General features: G+C 67.5%; 14 protein-coding genes. 10 read left to right on the top strand and 4 right to left on the bottom strand.

All coding sequences use genetic code 11. From position 1 onward, the window contains the following. Window positions 1–16: 16 nt before the first annotated feature. The 3 genes from ACI0FO_RS12410 to tssH are packed head-to-tail and all read left to right on the top strand — an operon-like array spanning window position 17 to window position 4,418. Window positions 17–673, top strand: coding sequence for a DUF3540 domain-containing protein (locus ACI0FO_RS12410; protein WP_416026997.1), 657 nt, complete (start codon window positions 17–19; stop codon window positions 671–673). A 4-nt stretch (window positions 674–677) separates the two neighbouring features. Continuing rightward, window positions 678–1,784, top strand: a complete 1,107-nt coding sequence (tssG, locus tag ACI0FO_RS12415) for a type VI secretion system baseplate subunit TssG (protein ID WP_416026999.1) — start codon at window positions 678–680, stop codon at window positions 1,782–1,784. 15 nt (window positions 1,785–1,799) lie between these two features. Then, window positions 1,800–4,418 (top strand): type VI secretion system ATPase TssH, encoded by a 2,619-nt coding sequence (gene tssH, locus ACI0FO_RS12420; protein WP_416027001.1) that lies wholly within the window; start codon window positions 1,800–1,802, stop codon window positions 4,416–4,418. A gap of 4 nt (window positions 4,419–4,422) precedes the next feature. On the opposite strand, the gene ACI0FO_RS12425 is transcribed toward tssH, so the two are convergent. Beyond that, window positions 4,423–5,187 (bottom strand): FHA domain-containing protein, encoded by a 765-nt coding sequence (locus tag ACI0FO_RS12425; RefSeq protein ID WP_416027003.1) that lies wholly within the window; start codon window positions 5,185–5,187, stop codon window positions 4,423–4,425. Window positions 5,188–5,214: 27 nt separating this feature from the next. Continuing rightward, window positions 5,215–5,586, bottom strand: coding sequence for a TssQ family T6SS-associated lipoprotein (locus ACI0FO_RS12430; protein WP_416027005.1), 372 nt, complete (start codon window positions 5,584–5,586; stop codon window positions 5,215–5,217). 119 nt (window positions 5,587–5,705) lie between these two features. Between ACI0FO_RS12430 and tssJ the strand changes: the two genes are divergently transcribed. Genes tssJ through ACI0FO_RS12460 form a run of 6 tightly spaced genes read left to right on the top strand, consistent with a single transcriptional unit; the run spans window position 5,706 to window position 14,831 of the window. Continuing rightward, the gene (tssJ, locus tag ACI0FO_RS12435; protein WP_416027007.1) at window positions 5,706–6,284 is read left to right on the top strand and encodes a type VI secretion system lipoprotein TssJ; all 579 of its coding nucleotides are present in this window, start codon (window positions 5,706–5,708) and stop codon (window positions 6,282–6,284) included. 23 nt (window positions 6,285–6,307) lie between these two features. Beyond that, the gene (gene tssK, locus ACI0FO_RS12440; protein ID WP_416027009.1) at window positions 6,308–7,642 is read left to right on the top strand and encodes a type VI secretion system baseplate subunit TssK; all 1,335 of its coding nucleotides are present in this window, start codon (window positions 6,308–6,310) and stop codon (window positions 7,640–7,642) included. Between the two features lie 14 nt (window positions 7,643–7,656). After that, window positions 7,657–8,943, top strand: a complete 1,287-nt coding sequence (locus tag ACI0FO_RS12445; protein WP_416027011.1) for a DotU family type VI secretion system protein — start codon at window positions 7,657–7,659, stop codon at window positions 8,941–8,943. Then, window positions 8,940–12,566 (top strand): type VI secretion system membrane subunit TssM, encoded by a 3,627-nt coding sequence (tssM, locus tag ACI0FO_RS12450; RefSeq protein WP_416027013.1) that lies wholly within the window; start codon window positions 8,940–8,942, stop codon window positions 12,564–12,566. The genes ACI0FO_RS12445 and tssM overlap by 4 nt, the downstream gene beginning before the upstream one ends. Before the next feature lie 13 nt (window positions 12,567–12,579). Then, window positions 12,580–13,296: a type VI secretion system-associated protein TagF gene (tagF, locus tag ACI0FO_RS12455; RefSeq protein ID WP_416027015.1), complete on the top strand. Its 717-nt coding sequence runs from the start codon at window positions 12,580–12,582 to the stop codon at window positions 13,294–13,296. 26 nt (window positions 13,297–13,322) lie between these two features. Further along, window positions 13,323–14,831, top strand: coding sequence for a hypothetical protein (locus ACI0FO_RS12460; protein ID WP_416027017.1), 1,509 nt, complete (start codon window positions 13,323–13,325; stop codon window positions 14,829–14,831). A 58-nt stretch (window positions 14,832–14,889) separates the two neighbouring features. Here the strand turns inward: ACI0FO_RS12460 and lysA are convergent, their stop codons facing one another. Both lysA and lptM read right to left on the bottom strand, forming a co-directional pair. Further along, window positions 14,890–16,182, bottom strand: a complete 1,293-nt coding sequence (gene lysA / locus ACI0FO_RS12465) for a diaminopimelate decarboxylase (protein WP_416027019.1) — start codon at window positions 16,180–16,182, stop codon at window positions 14,890–14,892. Continuing rightward, on the bottom strand, window positions 16,179–16,442 hold the full coding sequence (gene lptM, locus ACI0FO_RS12470; RefSeq protein WP_416027021.1) for an LPS translocon maturation chaperone LptM: 264 nt from the start codon (window positions 16,440–16,442) through the stop codon (window positions 16,179–16,181). Before lptM ends, lysA begins: the two co-directional genes overlap by 4 nt. Between lptM and cyaY the strand changes: the two genes are divergently transcribed. Further along, window positions 16,393–16,722 carry an iron donor protein CyaY gene (cyaY, locus tag ACI0FO_RS12475; RefSeq protein WP_105555742.1) on the top strand — a complete coding sequence of 110 codons (330 nt, stop codon included), beginning with the start codon at window positions 16,393–16,395 and terminating at the stop codon, window positions 16,720–16,722. The genes lptM and cyaY overlap by 50 nt on opposite strands. Window positions 16,723–16,765: the final 43 nt, after the last annotated feature.

Genomic DNA, 16,765 nt, shown 5'->3' on the forward strand with positions numbered 1-16,765 from the left:
TGAACAGGAGCGCAAGATGAAATCCGCCGCAAGTTTGAACCGCATCGCTTATGACCCCGTCCATCTGCTGGGCGAGGTGCTGTGCTGCGAACCCGACGGCAGCTACGCCGTTGCGTGCGATGGCCGCATGTGGAGCACGCGGCGCGCCGCCAGCTGCCTGCTGGCGCCGCGACCGGGCGACGAAGTGCTGATCAGCGGACCGGATCCGTCGCGGGTGTACCTCATTGCGGTCACCGTGCAGGCAGCGCCTGCGCACACCACGCTGGAGGCGCAAGGCGAACTGGTGCTGCGGTCGAACGGCGGAAACGTGCGGGTGGAAAGCGCGGGTGACGTGCTGCTGCAAGGCCAGCGCGCGGTGCGTATCCGCACGCCCGAATACGCGATCGAAGCCGAAGACGAACGCCACGCGTGCAAGCGCGTGCGGCTGGTGGCGGAACAGTTGCACGCCACGGTGGGCGAGACCCTGCTTGTCGGAAGGAACTATGAGGCGGTGCTGGACCGCATGACCCTCATGGCGCGCTTGTCGATGCGCAGCGTGAGCGAGGTAGAACAGGTGCGGGCAGGCTCCATCGATTATCAGGCCGAGCAGAGCGCGCGGCTGCACGCGTCGTACACGTTGGTGACGGGTTCCGACCTGGTCAAGGTGGACGCCAAGCAAATACACATGGGGTGACGCGGTGGACGTCACGCAACCTGTCGCCGATCCGGTTCCCGCTGGCGCCACCGATGAAAACGAGGCGGTGGCGCAATGGTGGCGCGCCCTTGAGCGCGAGCCGTATGCGCACGACCTTTTTCACGCCCTGCGCTGGATCGATGCGCAAGCCGGCGCGCGCAAGCCGCTGGGACGCGAGACCGTGGCGCGCTACGAGCCTGTGCGCATGCGGCAGGAACCGTCGATGGCCTTCGCGCCGTCCACCGTGGCGCGCGCCCGGGCCGGCCGCGAGGGCCGGCCGGCGGAGATGTCCATATACGGGTTTGGCCTGTTCGGCCCCAACGGCCCCTTGCCGCTGCACCTGACCGAGCACGCGCATGAACGCATGGCGCACTACGGGGATCGCACCCTGTCCGCGTTCGCCGATGTGTTCCATCACCGGCTCATCTTGCTGTTCTACCGGGCCTGGGCGGACGCGCAAAGCACCGTCAGCCTGGATCGCAAGGAAGAGCGCTTCACGCGGTACGTGGCCAGCCTGCTGCATCTGGGCGAGCCGTCGATGCGGCGGCGCGATGCCGTGCTGGACCACGCCAAGTACTTCATGGCGGGGCATCTGGTGCGCCAGACGCGCAACCCCGAAGGGCTTAAGCACATCCTGCAGTGTTTTTTCGGGCTGCCCGTGCGCATTTGCGAATTCGTCCCGCAGTGGATCCGCCTGGAACCCGAGCAACGGCTGGGCCTGGGCGGCATGGCGGGGCTGGGGCGCGACACGGTGCTGGGCGTCGCCGTGCGCGACGCCCAGCACAAGTTCCGGATCGAACTCGGGCCGCTGACGCTGGAGGACTACACGAGCTTCCTGCCGGGCGGTCTGCGCGCCCGGCAATTGACGCATTGGGTCAGGCACTACGTCGGCGTGGAACTGGCCTGGGACGTGCGGCCCGTGCTGCGCGCCGAAGACGCGAGGGGACTGGCCCTGGGCGCCCCACGGCCGCTGGGCCTGTCGGCGTGGCTGGGCCGGCGACGGCCGGCGCAGGGAGACGCGTGCGATCTGTTGCTGGACTATGAGCGCCGGGGGCAAACGCCGGCACGTGGCCGCTCGCCGGCTCAACCTTCCAGGAATGCGCGCGCTTGAACGCGTCATGACGCCATGTCGGATATCGGCCGCATCGAACTCTTCGGAAAGCTCAATCCTGCGCTCTACCAGGCGCTGGAAGGCGCCACGGCGTTCTGCAAGCTGCGGGGCAATCCTTATGTGGAGCTGGTGCACTGGATGCATCAGATCCTGCAGTGCCAGGACAGCGATCTGCATCGCATCGCGCGCGGCTTCGACCTGGATCTGGCGCAATTGCAAGCCGACCTGACGGCCGAGCTGGACCGGCTGCCCGCCGGCGCCGGATCGGTATCCGACTTGTCGGAGCACATCGACCACGCGGTTGAACGGGCGTGGGTGCTGGGGTCCTTGCGCTATGGCGCGGCCCGCATTCGCAGCGGCCACCTGCTGGCGGGGCTGGTCACCACCTATGCGTTGCGCCACGTGTTGCTGGGCATGTCGCCGCAGTTCTCGCGCATCGAGCCCGACAAGCTGTTGGCGCAGATGCGCCAGATGACGCAGGGTTCGCCGGAAGCGGCCGCTGACGCGTCGGCCACCGACGCGTCAGACGTCGATGCGGCGCAGGGGGGAAATCTTGCAGCGCTGGAGCGGTTTGCCGTGGACCTGACGGCCAAGGCACGCGCTGGCGCGATCGACCCCGTGTCCGGGCGCGACGAAGAGATTCGCCAAATCGTCGATGTGCTGATGCGACGCCGGCAAAACAATCCGCTGCTGGCCGGAGAGGCCGGCGTGGGCAAGACCGCCGTGGTGGAAGGGCTGGCCTTGCGTTTGGCGGCCGGCGATGTGCCGCCGCCCTTGCGCGACGTGTCGCTGTATCTGCTGGACATCGGCCTCCTACAAGCCGGCGCGGGGGTGAAGGGCGAGTTCGAGCAGCGCTTACGCGGCGTGATCGATGAGGTCCAGGCCAGCGAACGGCCCATTGTGCTGTTCATCGACGAGATCCATACGCTGGTGGGCGCGGGCGGCGCGGCGGGCACGGGCGATGCCGCCAACCTGCTTAAACCGGCGCTGGCGCGCGGCCAGTTGCGCACCATCGGCGCGACCACCTGGTCGGAATACAAGAAGCACATCGAGAAAGACCCGGCGCTAAGCCGGCGCTTTCAGGTCGTGCAAGTGCATGAGCCGGACGAAGCGCGCGCATTCGGCATGCTGCGCGGCCTGGCCGAGACCCTGCAGACCCATCATGGCGTGCTGCTGCTGGACGAGGCGATCACCGCCGCAGTAAGCCTGTCGCACCGCTACATCCCCGCGCGGCAGTTGCCCGACAAGGCGGTGGCGTTGCTGGATACAGCTTGCGCCCGCGTGGCCATCAGCCAGCACGCCGTGCCGCCGGCCCTGGAAGATGCGCGGCGGCGCATCCAGACGCTGGAAATCGCGCAGCGCATCGCCCGGCGCGAGCTTCATCTTGGCGCGGGTGACGCCCAGCGTCTTGAACGTCTGGTTGCGGAACACGCTGACGCGACACAAGCGGAACAGGCCTTGGCGGCACGTTGGGAGGACGAGCGCGCGTTGGCGGCGAAGGTGTTTTCGCTGCGCCAGGCGCTGGATCACGGGTCGGCGTCCGAACAGGCCGCCGCGCGGCAGGCGCTGGCGCGGGAAACCTCGGCACTGGATCTGCGCGAAGCGCCGATGATCCATGTGTCGGTCGATGCGGCGGCCGTGGCTGCCGTGGTGGCCGATTGGACCGGCATCCCCGTGGGGCGCATGGTGCGCGACGAGGCGCAGGCCGTGCTTGCGCTGGCCGATACGCTGGAGAAGCGCGTGATCGGTCAGCGCGACGGACTTGAGGCGGTGGCGCGCCGCATCCAGACATCGCGCGCGCGGCTGACCGATCCGGATAAGCCGGTGGGCGTGTTCCTTCTGTGCGGCCCCAGCGGCGTCGGCAAGACCGAGACCGCGTTGGCGCTGGCCGAGGCCCTGTATGGCGGAGAGCAGAACCTGATCACCATCAACATGAGCGAATTCCAGGAGCCGCACACGGTCTCGACGTTAAAAGGCGCGCCGCCCGGCTACGTGGGTTACGGCGAAGGCGGCGTGCTGACCGAGGCCGTGCGCAGGCGGCCCTACAGCGTGGTGCTGCTGGACGAGGTGGAGAAGGCGCATGCCGACGTGCACGAGATTTTCTTCCAGGTGTTCGACAAGGGCTGGATGGAGGACGGCGAAGGGCGCTACATCGATTTCCGCCACGCCGTGATCATCCTGACCTCTAACGTCGGCACGGACCGCATCGCCGCCCTTTGCCGCGACCCCGCGCTGATGCCCGACGCCGAAGGATTGGCGGCGGCGCTGCGGGAACCGTTGCTCCAGGCTTTCCCGGCGGCGCTGTTGGGCCGGCTGGTCACGGTGCCCTACTTGCCGCTATCGGACGCCATGCTGGCGCGCATCGTGGACCTGCAATTCGAACGGGTGCGCCGCCGGCTGCAGGCGCATCACGAGGTTGCGTTGGACGTGGCGGCCGACGCGACGGCGCTGGTGGTGGCGCGCTGCACGGAAGTCGAGTCGGGGGCGCGCATGGTGGACGCCATTCTCACCAATACGGTCCTGCCGCAGATCAGCCGCGAATTGCTGGGCGCGTCGATGCAGGACCGCCGGCTGCGGGGCGTGCGTCTGTCCGTGGATGCCGGGGAGTTTTGCTATGACTATGACTACGCGTGAACCGCTAGCGGCCGTTGCCGTCGGTTGCTTTTTTCACGGGCGCGGGGCGCATGTAGCTGCCGACTTCGCGAAGGTGGTCGGACGCGCTACGGCCGTCCGTGCCCTCGCGCGGCGCGCCCAAGGCAGCGTCGACGGGGTGGCTGCGGTGTTCGGCCAGCGGGTCCTGGTTGGGCAGCGTGGATGGCGTGCTGTCGGCGAAGACGCTGGGCGGACCCTCGCCGGGGGTGTCGAACAGCGCCAGCGGATCGGTGATGGGGCGCGACACCGCGGCATCGCCCGGCGGCAGGTGCCGCAAGGGGTCGTCGGGGTTGCGCGCTTGCGCGGACGCCAGGTCGAAGGGATGGGTGGATACGTCGGGGGCGCTGCCGACCGGCAAGGTGCCGGGCCCGATGAGGTCGCTGAAGATGTCGTCGTCGATCACGGCGGCCGGCGACGCTGCATCCACGGCGGGCGTGGTGGCTTCCGCCCGCAGCCGGTAGGCGCCGATCTGGAGCTCGTCGCCCGGGATCAGCGGCACCTCTTGATCCTGCGCCACGGGGCGGCCGTTGACGCTGACCGTGCTCATGCTGCTGAGGTTCACGAGGAAACCGGTGGCGTCCGCGCTATTGACGCGGATGGCCGCCTGTACGCGGCAAATCCCGCGTGCCGGGTCGGGCAGGGCAAGGTGGTTCTCAAGGCTGCGTCCCACCGTGCCGCCGGGCGCCATGAATTCGGCATGAATGGGTTCGAAGGCCGGATTGCCGGCATGTTGGAACGCGGTGAGCTTCATGCCTGTCTCCTTGGCGCCTGCGGCGCCTCAGTGGGCCTGGGCGGCCTTGGCTGCCCGATAGGCGGGCCCCCATTGGGGATGCCCGGTTTCGTTGGGCGCGAGTTCGAACGAAGGTTGCAGTTGCAGGATGCGGGCGAAGCTGTCTTCGCACAGTTGCCGATAGCCGATGACGCAGTAGCTGAAGGCCTGGAGCTTCAAGGCTTCGACACGCATGGGCGTGGGCGCGGTGGCCAAGGCATCGGACGTGGCGACGGTGCGCGCGACGGCGCCGAACTGGCTGGCGGCGTATTCGTCGCGGACTTGCTGCAAGGCGTCCGCGGCTTGCGGCGAAGGGGCCGAAGTACAGGCCGCGAGGACCGCGAAGAGGAACATAAAGCTGATACGGACGAGCTGTTTCATGGCGCGGGCGTGTCGGTCGAAGAAGAAGAGACAAGGCTATTGCGCCGATGATAGCGGCCCTGCGCGGCAGGGGTGCGTCTCGGCGTAACAGACGTGTGTGTTTTTATTTCCGAGGTCTTATGGACGCTTTACTCCATCGAACAGTCCTCGCGGGATATCGGGCCCGCGGGCTATTGCGCCGTGCCGCGCTGATCGCCGCGAGCCTGGCGGCCGGCGCGTTGATCACAGGGTGTTCGTCCACGGCCAAGCGTGTGCCAGCGCCTTATGCCATTGAATTGCGCGCGGATCCGAAGGTGAACGCGAACGCCAGCGGCAGGCCGTCGCCGGTGCAGGTAACCATCTATGAATTGAAGTCGGCCAGCACCTTCGAATCGCGGGATTTCTTCACCTTGCAGGCCGACGCGCAGGCGGCGCTGGGCGCCGAGCTGCTTAATACCGAACAAGTGATCCTGCGGCCGGGCGAGACCAAGGTGCTGCGTTACCCCGGCAACCCGGAGGCGCGCGTGGTGGGCGTGGTGGCGGCCTACCGGGAGCTCGAACAAAGCAAATGGCGCCTGCTGGTGCCGCTACCCGAACCCCAGGACACCAATATCTACAAGGTCTGGCAGTTTTCGCCGAACGAGGAAACGGTGAAAGTCGCGGTCAAGCGCGCCGGGCTGGAGGAAGTGGACCGCGAACGTTCGTGGTGGCCCTTTTAGAAACACAATAAGAGAACCGGACCATGGTGAGTAAAGACAAAGTGATCTGGTCGGAGGGAATGTTCCTGCGGCCCCAGCATTTCCAGCAGCTTGAACGTCATCTGCTGCATGTGGCGCAGCAGCGCGCGGCCGCGGCGCAAGGGTTCTTCTGGGGTTTCAGCCAACTGTCGCTGGACCGCGATGCGCTGGCGATCGGCAAACTGGTGCTGACGCAGGCGCAGGGTGTCATGCCCGACGGCACGCCCTTCGACTTTTCGGAGCCGGATGCTGCGCCCGCCGCGCTGGAGGTGCCGCCGCAGATACGTGGCACGCGGGTCCTGCTGGCGATGCCGCGCGCGCGGCCGGGCGCCACCGACGTGATCTACGAAGGTGAAGAGGACACCTTGGCGCGCTATCTGGTGCACGAAGCCGATGTGGAAGACACCGGTTCGATGGGGCTGGAGCCGGCCCTGCTGCAACTGGGCCGCCTGCGGCTGCGCCTGATGCTGGAAAACGAGTTGACCGACGATTGGCTGGGCCTGGGCGTGGCGCGCGTAATGGAGCGCCGCCAGGACAACCGGGTGGTGCTGGACGACGAATACGTGGCGCCCTGGTTGGCGGCGGGTGAACATCCGGTGTTGCGGGGGCTGGTCAACGAGCTGTACGGCCTGCTGGGCGCCCGCAGCGAGGCGCTGGCCGAGCGCCTGTCACAACCCGGCCGGGGAGGCGTCTCTGAAGTTTCCGACTTCATGCTGCTGGAAACCGTCAACCGCTACCTGGGCGCGCTGTGGCATGCGCGGCAAAGCGCCGCCCTGCATCCGGAGCGCCTGTTCCACGACTGGCTGATGCTGGCCTGCGACCTGTCGACGTTCACGTCCGCGACGCGGCGTCCGGAGGTGCTGCCCGAGTACGTCCACGACGACCTGCAGGCCAGCTTCGCGCCGTTGATGGCCGAGCTGCGCCGTTCGTTGTCGGCAGTGCTGGAGCAGCGCGCTTTGCAGATCCCGCTGCAGGACAGGGGCCAGGGTGTGAGGGTGGCGCAGATCACGGACGCCGAACTGCTACAGACCGCCGGCTTCGTGTTGGCGGTGCATGCGGACCTGGGCGCGGACACCGTGCGCGCGCGCTTTCCCGCGCAGGTCAAGATCGGCCCCGTCGAACGCATCCGCGACCTGGTGCATTTGCAATTGCCCGGCGTGACGGTGCGCGCGCTGCCGGTGGCGCCACGGCAGATTCCCTACAACGCCGGGCACGTGTATTTCGAATTGGATAAAAGCGGCGAATTCTGGAAACAGCTGGAACGCACCGGCGCGCTTGCGCTGCATCTGGCCGGTGACTTTCCGGGGCTGACGATGGAGTTCTGGGCATTGCGCGATTAAGCGCGGAGAGAGCTATGCACGCATCGGATCACACGATGTCCGCACCGCCGGGCGGGCTGGGCGATAGCGCCGCCCAAGGCGCCGGCCGGTTGCGGCCCCATGACTATGTCATCAGTGGGACAAACCCGCTGGTGGCGGCGGCCAACCCGCTGCTGGACTTGATCCCGCAGATCCGCGCAACTGCGGCGCATCCGTCGGCGGCCATGCTGCGAGAGCACTTGCTGGACGAGATCCGCCAGTTCGAGTTGCGCGCGCAGCAGGCGGGTATTTCGAACGAGACGATTCTTGGCGCGCGCTACTGCCTGTGCACCGCGCTGGATGAGGCCGCGGCGCTGACGCCGTGGGGCGGAGGCGGCGTGTGGTCGGCGCACAGCCTGCTGGTCACGTTCCACAACGAGACCTGGGGTGGCGAGAAATTCTTTCAGCTGTTGGCCAAGCTGTCGCAGAATCCCGCGCAGCATCTGGACCTGCTGGAGCTGCTGTACTACTGCCTGTTGCTGGGTTTCGAAGGCCGCTACCGCGTGATGGACAATGGCCGCTCGCAGCTGGAAACGTTGCGTCAGCGGCTGTTGCGCATCCTTCGTAGCGCGCGCGGCGAATACGCGCTGGCCTTGTCTCCGCATTGGCGCGACGCGCCGGCGCAGACGCCCCTGCGTCGGCTGCCGGTGCCTTTGTGGGTGTTTGGCGCGCTGGCCGCCGTGCTTGCGTTGGCCCTGTACTGGGGGCTGGGTTGGCGGCTGGGCAGCGAGTCGGATCGCGTGTTCGCGTCCATCAGCCAGCTCAAGCCGCCCGCGGTGCAAATCGCGCCGGCGGTCGCGAAACGGCCAGCGCCGGCGCCTCGGCTGGCATTGTTCCTGGCACCCGAGATCCGCGACCAACTGGTAAGCGTGCGCGACGAAGTCGACCGCAGCGTGGTGGTGCTGCGCGGCGACGGGGTGTTCGAGTCCGGCGCGAGTTCCGTGCGCGACCCCTACCTGCCGGTGTTGTCGCGCGTGGCGGATGCGCTGCGTCAGACCCAGGGCGCGATTCTGGTGCGCGGCTATTCCGACAACACGCCGATGCGCAGCGCGCGTTTTCCGTCCAATTGGCATCTTTCGCAGGCGCGCGCCGACGCCGTCAAAGACATGTTGGAGCAACGCCTGGGGCAACCGGGGCGGGTGCGGGCGGAAGGCCGCGGAGACGCCGATCCGGTGGCGCCCAACGATACGGCTGCAGGGCGCGCGCTGAATCGTCGGGTAGAGATCACCGTGCTGGTGCCGCCCACGCCGCATGAGGATGATGGACAGGGAGGCCGACAATGATCTACAGGCTGTTCGGATGGTTTTTCAGCCGGCGCGTGTGGAACTTCCTGGGGCTGGTGGCCCTGGCGCTGCTGATCTGGATCGCGGGGCCGCTTGTCGCGGTGGGCACCGTGCGCCCGCTGGAAAGCGAGGCGGTGCGCATTATCGTGATCGTGGCGATATTCGCGATATGGCTGCTGCGCCTCTTGTGGCGAAAATGGCGGGAAGGGCGCTTGAATGCGCAGTTGCTGGGTCAGTTGCGGCCCCGCCCACGCGCCGAAAAGGCCGTGGAAGAGACCGCGGAGAACGATGAAATACGCCAGTTGGAGGCGCGATTCGACGAGGCGGTCGAACTGCTGCGCAAGACGCGCTTCGAGAGCCGCAGCAAGCGCCGCCCGCTGGATCGCTTCTCTAAGCAATACCTGTATCAGCTGCCCTGGTACGTAATCATCGGCGCGCCCGGGTCGGGCAAGACCACGGCGCTGGTGAATTCGGGGCTGAATTTCCCGTTGGCCGAGCGCTACGGAAAGGTGGCCTTGCGCGGGGTAGGCGGCACCCGCAATTGCGATTGGTGGTTCACCGACGATGCGGTGCTGCTGGATACGGCCGGGCGCTACACCACCCACGAAAGCGACCCGACGGGCGACGAGCAAGAGTGGCGCGGCTTTCTGGGCTTGCTGACCAAGTACCGTGGGCGGCAGCCGATCAACGGCGCAATGCTGACGGTCAGCGTCGAAGACCTGCTGTCTGCGTCCGATGCGGAACGGGCGCAGCATGCCGCGGTGCTGCGGCGGCGCCTGCAGGAATTGCGCGAACAGTTGGGCATTGCGTTTCCCGTCTATGTGCTGGTGACCAAGACCGACCTGCTGTCCGGCTTTGAAGAATATTTCGCTTCCTTCAGCCGCGACGAGCTGGCGCAGGTATGGGGCTTTACGTTGCCCTACGCGCGTGCACAGGAGCCCGGCTTTGACCTCTACGAGGCCTTCCACGAAGAGTACGCACTGCTGCAACGGCGCCTGGACGACGCGCTGCCGGAAGTGGTGGCGGCCGAGGAAGATCCGTCGCGCCGCGCGCTTGCCTACATGCTGCCGCAGCAATTCGCCGGGCTTCAAGCCATCTTGGGCCATTTCCTGAGCGACGTGTTCGCCACGTCGAAGTTCGAAGCCCGGGTGATTCCGCGGGGCGTGTACTTCACCAGCGGCACCCAGGGCGGCGAAACGTTCGACCAGGTAACCGGGCACCTCAAGCGTTATCTGCGTATCGAAGGCGCCGCCGCCCCGGCGTCCGGCATATCGGGCGAAGGCGAGGGCCGCAGCTACTTCCTGAAGAACCTGCTGCGAGATGTCATCTTCCGCGAAGCGGGGCTGGCGGGACGCAACCTCCGTTGGGAACGCCGCTACCGGCAACTGCATTGGGCAGGCTATGGGCTGGTCACCGCGATGTTCGTCGCGCTGATCGCAGGCTGGGCGCTCAGCTACCGCAACAACGCGGCCTATGTGGACGAGGTCGCGCGGCGCGTGCCCGCCGTGGAAAAATTGACGCGCGACATCAAGATCACGCGCACGGGCGATTTGCTGGGCCTGATGCCTTTCCTGGACAGCCTGTGGTATCTGCCGCGGCATGAAGCGTTTGAAATCGATAAGCCGCCGCTTGGCTATCGCTTCGGGCTGTATCAGGGCCAGAAGCTGCAAGCGGCCGCGCAGGGCGTCTATGACAACACGCTGGACCAGGTGCTGTTGCCACAAGTGGCGCGGCGTGTCGAGGCGGCGCTGCGGGACGCGTCGGCCAGCGACCTTGAGTATTCGTATGAAGCGCTGCGCGCCTATCTGATGCTGTACGAGGCCGACCGCTACGACCCGGAGTTCATGCATGCGTGGCTGTTGTCCGACATGCAGGCTACCTTGCCGGACGGCTATACGCGCCGTCAGTACGAACAGTTGTCGCTACATCTGCGCAACCTGACGCAGGGCCGCGTGCTGGCGTCGCCGTTTCCGAAGGACGATGCGCTGGTGGCGCAGGCCCGCGAGAAGCTGGCGCGCTACACGCTGGCGCAACGGGCCTACAGCCGACTGCGCCGCACGCTGGCCAATACCCATGCGGCGCCCGAGAACACGGTGGTAACGCTGGGCGGCGCGCAGGCCAGCGCCGTGTTCGTGCGCAAGAGCGGCAAGCCGCTAAGCCAGGGCATCCCGTCGCTGTACAGCTATCGGGGCTATTGGGACGTGTTCAACAAGCGGGTCGCCAGCGTGGCGGAGGTGCTGCGGTCAGACGATGCCTGGATCTTGAATATTCCTGCGCCCGGGCTGCTGGACCAAGCGGCGCAGCGCCAGTTGGTGGCCGGTATCAAGCGCCTTTACATGAACGATTATGTGGCGCAGTGGGACGGCTATCTGAACGACTTGCAGCTGGCGCCCAGCAAGTCCTTGCTGCAGAACATCCAGATGGCGCGAACCCTGTCGGCGCCGGAATCGCCGCTGGTGCAGCTGGTGCGCGGCGTCGCGCGAGAGACCGCATTGCTACGCGAATCGGGCAAGGACGACCGGTCGCTGGTGGATCAGGCGCGTGACCGCGTGAGCAGCACGCGCGAAGCGCTGGAACAGATGTTCGGCCCCACCGGGCCGGACGCGGCCACGCGCGCCGACGCGTCCGATGAAAAACTGGAACGCATCGTGGACCAGTACTTCGAGCCGTATCGCCGGCTGGCGCAAGGCGAAGGCGGCGCGACGGGCGCCGCCCCGCCCATTGCCGCGACCACGGGCCTCATCAACGAGCTCTACACCTACCTGACCGCCGCGGACGCCGCCCTGCGCAGCGGCAGTCCGGCGCCCAGCTCGGACTCGGTGACGAAGCTGCGCGCCGAAGCCGGCCGGCTGCCCGGCCCCTTGCGCGATGTGCTCAATTCGCTGTCGGTGAACGCCTCGGGGGAAGTGTCCGATGTGGCAAGGGCGCGCATGGGCGAAACCGTGTCCGCCACCATTGGCGTGTTCTGCGGCCAGTCGGTGGCGGGACGCTACCCGTTTTCCAGTCGGTCGACGCGGGACGTGGCGCCCAATGACATGGCGCGCCTGTTCGCGCCCAACGGCATGATGGACGATTTCTTCCAAAAGAACCTTGCGACCCAGATCGACGTTTCGGGGCAGCGCTGGCGCTTCAAGCCCGGCGTCGATGGGCGGTCGGGCGGTAACTCCGCCACGCTGGACGCCTTCCAGCGCGCCGGCGTCATCCGCGATGTGTACTTCATGGCCGGCAACCCCATGCCGTCCTATCGGGTGGCCATCCGGCCGGTCGAGATGGACGAGGGCATCACGCAGTTCGTGATGGACGTGGACGGCCAGGCGGTGCGCTATGCGCACGGGCCGCAGGTGGCGACCACGGTGCAATGGCCGGGCCCGCGAGGAAGCAATCAGGTGCGCATCGAATTGACGCCGCAAGGCGGCGCGGCAGGCATGACGACGTCGGGCCCGTGGGCGCTGAACCGCATGCTGGACCGTGCGCAGTTGCAACGCGGCGCGTCGCCGGAGATCACTTTGGCCACCTTCGATCTGGGCGGCCGCAAGGTGGTGCTGGAGATCACCGCCAGCAGCGTTAAAAGCCCCTTTCATCTTGCCGAGATGCAGGGCTTCGCCTGCCCCGGCGCGTCGTGACCAGGACAGGGACATGGAGCTAGGCGTAGCGTTCGGACAGGTAGGCTGGTATGGCAAGATCCCGGCCGCAGGCGATTTCGTGCATCGGCGCTTGCCGCGTGAACTGATCGCGTGGTGGGACCGCTGGCTGCAATTCGGGCTGATGGCGCTTAAGCAGGCGCCCGACGCCGCCGCGGCGCGCAGTTTCGCGTCCGCGCCCATCTGGAATTTCGCGATTCCGGCCGGGCCCGGCGCGGGCGTGGCGCAATTGGGCTGCATAACGCCCAGCCGTGACCGGGTGGGGCGCGGCTATCCCCTCTGCGTGGTCGTGGCATTGCCGCCCGCGCAATATCACAGCAGCATCCTGGACGGCGCCAGCGACTACTACCGCCAGGTGGGCGCCAGCATGCTGGCCGCGGTGCGCCATGGCTGCGCGCCCGAACAGTTCGACCGCAGCCTGCAGCAGGTGCGCATGCCGCCCGCCGCGCCACGCCAGGCCGCCCCGCCAGCGGGCAACGACATCATGGACATCCTGCGTGCCGGGCGGGAGCCGGATACGGCGCCCGTGGCACGCCGCGCCTTGGGCGCGTGGCCGGATCTGCCGTTTTGTTTCAATCCCAGCTCGCACACCAGCTATTGGTGGACCAATCAGGCCGACGGCGCGGCGTTGCAGACCTATGTCCATGGTGGCGCGTTGAATGCCACCTTGTTCGCCCGCCTGTTCTCGTCGCTGCCCACGTGGCGGCCATGACCCTTTTCGATCCCGGAGGACCGCACATGTCCAGCCCTTCTGCAGTGCCGCCGGACCCGCACATCACCGCCCCCGCCGCCCCCGGCGAGCCGGGTCTGGAAGCGCTTATCCGCCTGCCGCCGGGCCCGGCACGGCAAGCGGCGATCACCCGGATCGTTGCCGGCCTGGCCGCGCCGCTGGCGGCCCTGCACGAGGCGGGGCAGGTGCACGGCGGCATTTGTCCGGCTGCCGTGGGCGGTGACCCGTCGCGCGAGGCCGTTCTGGCGACGCCGCCCGTCGCACCGGCGCCCGACGCGGAAGACGCGCCCCGGCAAGCCGGCTACGCGGCGTTCGAGCAATACACGGATGACCCGGCCTATCCCTGCGGCCCCTGGACGGACGTTTATGGCGTGGCGGCGCTGGCCTATTTCCTGGCGACCGGCAGCGCGCCGTCCAGCGCGCTGGCGCGTCGTGTGCGCGACGACTACGTGCCGCTGGCGGATTGGGGCGGAGACGCCTACGGCAAGGCATTCTGCGACGCGGTCGACAGCGGCCTGGCGATGCCCGCGCACGCCCGGCCCGCGACCGTGGCGGCGTTTGCCGCGGCGATGGGGGCATTGCAGGCAGCGGAGCGCACGGCCACGCTCATGTCCGCACCTGAGCCGGAGCCTGGGCCTGGGCCTGGGCCAGAGCCCGGGCCTGAGCGTGAGCCTGAGCCTGAGTTTGAGCTTGAGCCCACGCCCACGGACGAACCCGCCTTCATCCCCCTCGCGGCATCGCCGACGGACGGGCGTCCTGCCGATGACGACGCACTGGCGCGTTCCACGGCTGGTGTGTTGACACAGGCGCCGCCGGAAATCCCGGTTCGTCGTCGGCGCATGTCGCCGTTGATGCTGGTGATGTTTGCCCTGCTGCTGGCCGGTGGAGGCTATGCGTGGGTCCGAATGACGACGCCGCCCGTGCAATTGGCCGGTACGCCGCAGACATCGTCCCCGTCTCCCGCACGAGCGCCGGAGGTGCCTCCCGCCGCGCCTCCTGTCGGACCCGAAGCGTCGCCGCAGGGCTTGCCTCAGACTGCGCCTCAGACTGCGCCCCAGGCTGCGCCCCAGGCTGCGCCTCAAACGACGCCTCCCACCACGCCTCCTGTCGCTGCGGCGCCTGCGCCGGCTGCCGTCGCGCCCGTCGCATCCGTCGCCGAGCCGATCGCTGAAGCCAGCTCCAGCCCTGAACCCGCTCCCGAACCCCCCTCCGAAGCCGGCCCGCCGGGCGCTGGTCCGGCCGCCGCAGCCGGCACCTCCGATATGCCCCCGCCATCGGCTGCGGTGCCGCCGACGCCACCCAAAGCCGCGCCCGTGGTGGTCCGCGTGGCGGTGCGTCCGTGGGGCGAGGTGCTGGTCAATGGCCGTTCACGCGGGGTAAGCCCGCCGCTGCGGGAGCTTTCCCTGGCGCCGGGCCGCTACCAGGTGACGGTGCGCAACGCGTCGGCGGGAGAGCACAGCATGACGCTGAGCGTCGCGCCGAACCGGCCCGCCGTCATTTCGCACGAGTTCAAGTGAACAGACGGGAAAGCGCGCATGGGCTGCCTGACGCGGCCGCTGTCCGGCGGGAGCCGGCTCAAGGCAGCGTGGACTCGCCCTTGAGCAGGTCGTCCAGCGTTTCCCGCTGGCGCACCACGTAGTACTTGTCGCCATCGACCATGACTTCGGCCGGGCGGACGCGCGCGTTGTAATTGCTGGCCATGGCCATGGCATAGGCGCCGGCCGATTCCACCGCCAGCACGTCGCCCTGCTGGATCGCCAGGGGGCGCTGCCGAGCCAGCCAATCGGCGCTTTCGCAGACCGGGCCGACGATGTCGTAGTCGGTGGGTTCGTCCGCGCGTGGCCGCAGGGCCCGCACGCCGTGGAACGCGTCGTACAGCGCCGGACGCAGCAGGTCGTTCATCGCCGCATCGACGATGGCGAAGTTGCGCGCGTCGGCATGCTTCAGGTATTGGACCGTGGTCAGCAGCACGCCGGCGTTGCCGACCAGCGAGCGGCCGGGTTCAAGCACCACATGCAGGTGCCCGTGGCCGCGTGCGTTCAGCCGTTCAAAGACGCGGTCAAGCAGGGACATGGGCGAAGGCGGTGTCTCGTCCGCATAGCGGATGCCCAGGCCGCCGCCCAGGTCCAGGTGCGCGATCTGGATGCCTTCCCGGCCGAGCGTGTCGATCAGGTCCAGCAGCTTTTCCAGCGCGTCGAAATAGGGGCTGATGTCAGTCAGCTGCGAGCCGATATGGCAATCGACGCCCACGATGTCCAGGCCCGGCAAGGATCGCGCCGTGCGATAGGCGTCCAGCGCCGCGTCGATGGCGATGCCAAACTTGTTTTCTTTCAGGCCGGTGGAGATATAGGGGTGCGTCTGCGCGTCGACATCCGGGTTGACCCGTAGCGACACCGGGGCCCGCAGGCCCATGTCTTCGGCCACTTCCGACAGGCGGTGCAATTCCGCCACGGATTCGACGTTAAAGCACTTCACTTGGGCCGTGAGTGCGTCGCGCATTTCCCAGGCCTGCTTTCCCACGCCCGAAAATACGATCTTGGACGGGTCGGCGCCCGCGGCCAGCGCGCGTTTGAGCTCGCCGCCAGACACGATGTCGAAGCCGGCGCCCAGGCGCGCGAATTCCTTCAGCACCGCCAAGTTGGAATTGGCCTTCATGCCGTAACAGACCAGCACCGGGCGCAGCCCAACCGCACTGCGGTAGGTTTCCCAGGCGGCTTTCAGCGCGGCGCGCGAATAGACGTACAGCGGTGTGCCTAGCCCATGCGCCAGATGGTCCAGCGGCACGTCCTCGGCGTACAGTACGTTATTGCGGTACTGGAAGTAGGGATGGCCGGCCAGGTCTGGCTGCGCGGGATAGGCGGGCGTCATGGGATCGTCGGCGCAGGTGGAATTTGCGGCGCGGTCTGCGTCGGCGTGCGCGACGGCGGCTTGCCGTCAGGCGTCGGCATATACAAAGGCCCCTTGTACCCGCAGGCCGCAACCATGCCGGAGGCCAAGAGCGTGGCTACAATGCGAAGAGCCATGCGGCTGAATGCCAATTGGAACACTGGGAACTCCGTAATTCTTGCAGGCTCGATTATGACCGAAACCGAATTTCTTGCGTTGATCGACCAGGTGCTGGACAGCATCGAAAGCCAGGCCGATGACTGGGCGGCGTCGCTCGACGTTGACGTCGAAGCCAGCCGCAGCGGCAACGTGCTGACGATGGTGTTCGAGGACAATACCCACGTCGTGGTGAACAGCCAGGCCGCCATGCAGGAGCTGTGGGTGGCCGCGCGCAGCGGCGGCTTCCACTACCGCTACGACGGCCAACACTGGAACGATACCCGAGGCGGCCCGCAACTGCCCGACGCCTTGTCCCAAATCTGCTCCGCCGCGGCAGGCGTCCCCGTGACGCTGAAACTGTAAACCTCGCCACCCCAATAAAAAAAGGCCGGCCTATCAAGGCCGG

It is taken from the genome of Achromobacter marplatensis, from assembly GCF_049060505.1.
Lineage (GTDB): Bacteria > Pseudomonadota > Gammaproteobacteria > Burkholderiales > Burkholderiaceae_B > Achromobacter > Achromobacter marplatensis_A.

Bases quoted from the DNA above. Each gene is read 5' to 3' on its own strand.
- ACI0FO_RS12410 (WP_416026997.1), top strand. From the start codon at position 17: ATGAAATCCGCCGCAAGTTTGAACCGCATCGCTTATGACCCCGTCCAT.
- tssH (WP_416027001.1), top strand. From the start codon at position 1,800: ATGTCGGATATCGGCCGCATCGAACTCTTCGGAAAGCTCAATCCTGCG.
- ACI0FO_RS12425 (WP_416027003.1), bottom strand. From the start codon at position 5,187: ATGAAGCTCACCGCGTTCCAACATGCCGGCAATCCGGCCTTCGAACCC.
- ACI0FO_RS12430 (WP_416027005.1), bottom strand. From the start codon at position 5,586: ATGAAACAGCTCGTCCGTATCAGCTTTATGTTCCTCTTCGCGGTCCTC.
- tssJ (WP_416027007.1), top strand. From the start codon at position 5,706: ATGGACGCTTTACTCCATCGAACAGTCCTCGCGGGATATCGGGCCCGC.
- tssK (WP_416027009.1), top strand. From the start codon at position 6,308: ATGGTGAGTAAAGACAAAGTGATCTGGTCGGAGGGAATGTTCCTGCGG.
- ACI0FO_RS12445 (WP_416027011.1), top strand. From the start codon at position 7,657: ATGCACGCATCGGATCACACGATGTCCGCACCGCCGGGCGGGCTGGGC.
- tssM (WP_416027013.1), top strand. From the start codon at position 8,940: ATGATCTACAGGCTGTTCGGATGGTTTTTCAGCCGGCGCGTGTGGAAC.
- tagF (WP_416027015.1), top strand. From the start codon at position 12,580: ATGGAGCTAGGCGTAGCGTTCGGACAGGTAGGCTGGTATGGCAAGATC.
- ACI0FO_RS12460 (WP_416027017.1), top strand. From the start codon at position 13,323: ATGTCCAGCCCTTCTGCAGTGCCGCCGGACCCGCACATCACCGCCCCC.
- lysA (WP_416027019.1), bottom strand. From the start codon at position 16,182: ATGACGCCCGCCTATCCCGCGCAGCCAGACCTGGCCGGCCATCCCTAC.
- cyaY (WP_105555742.1), top strand. From the start codon at position 16,393: ATGACCGAAACCGAATTTCTTGCGTTGATCGACCAGGTGCTGGACAGC.
- lptM (WP_416027021.1), bottom strand. From the start codon at position 16,442: ATGCTGTCCAGCACCTGGTCGATCAACGCAAGAAATTCGGTTTCGGTC.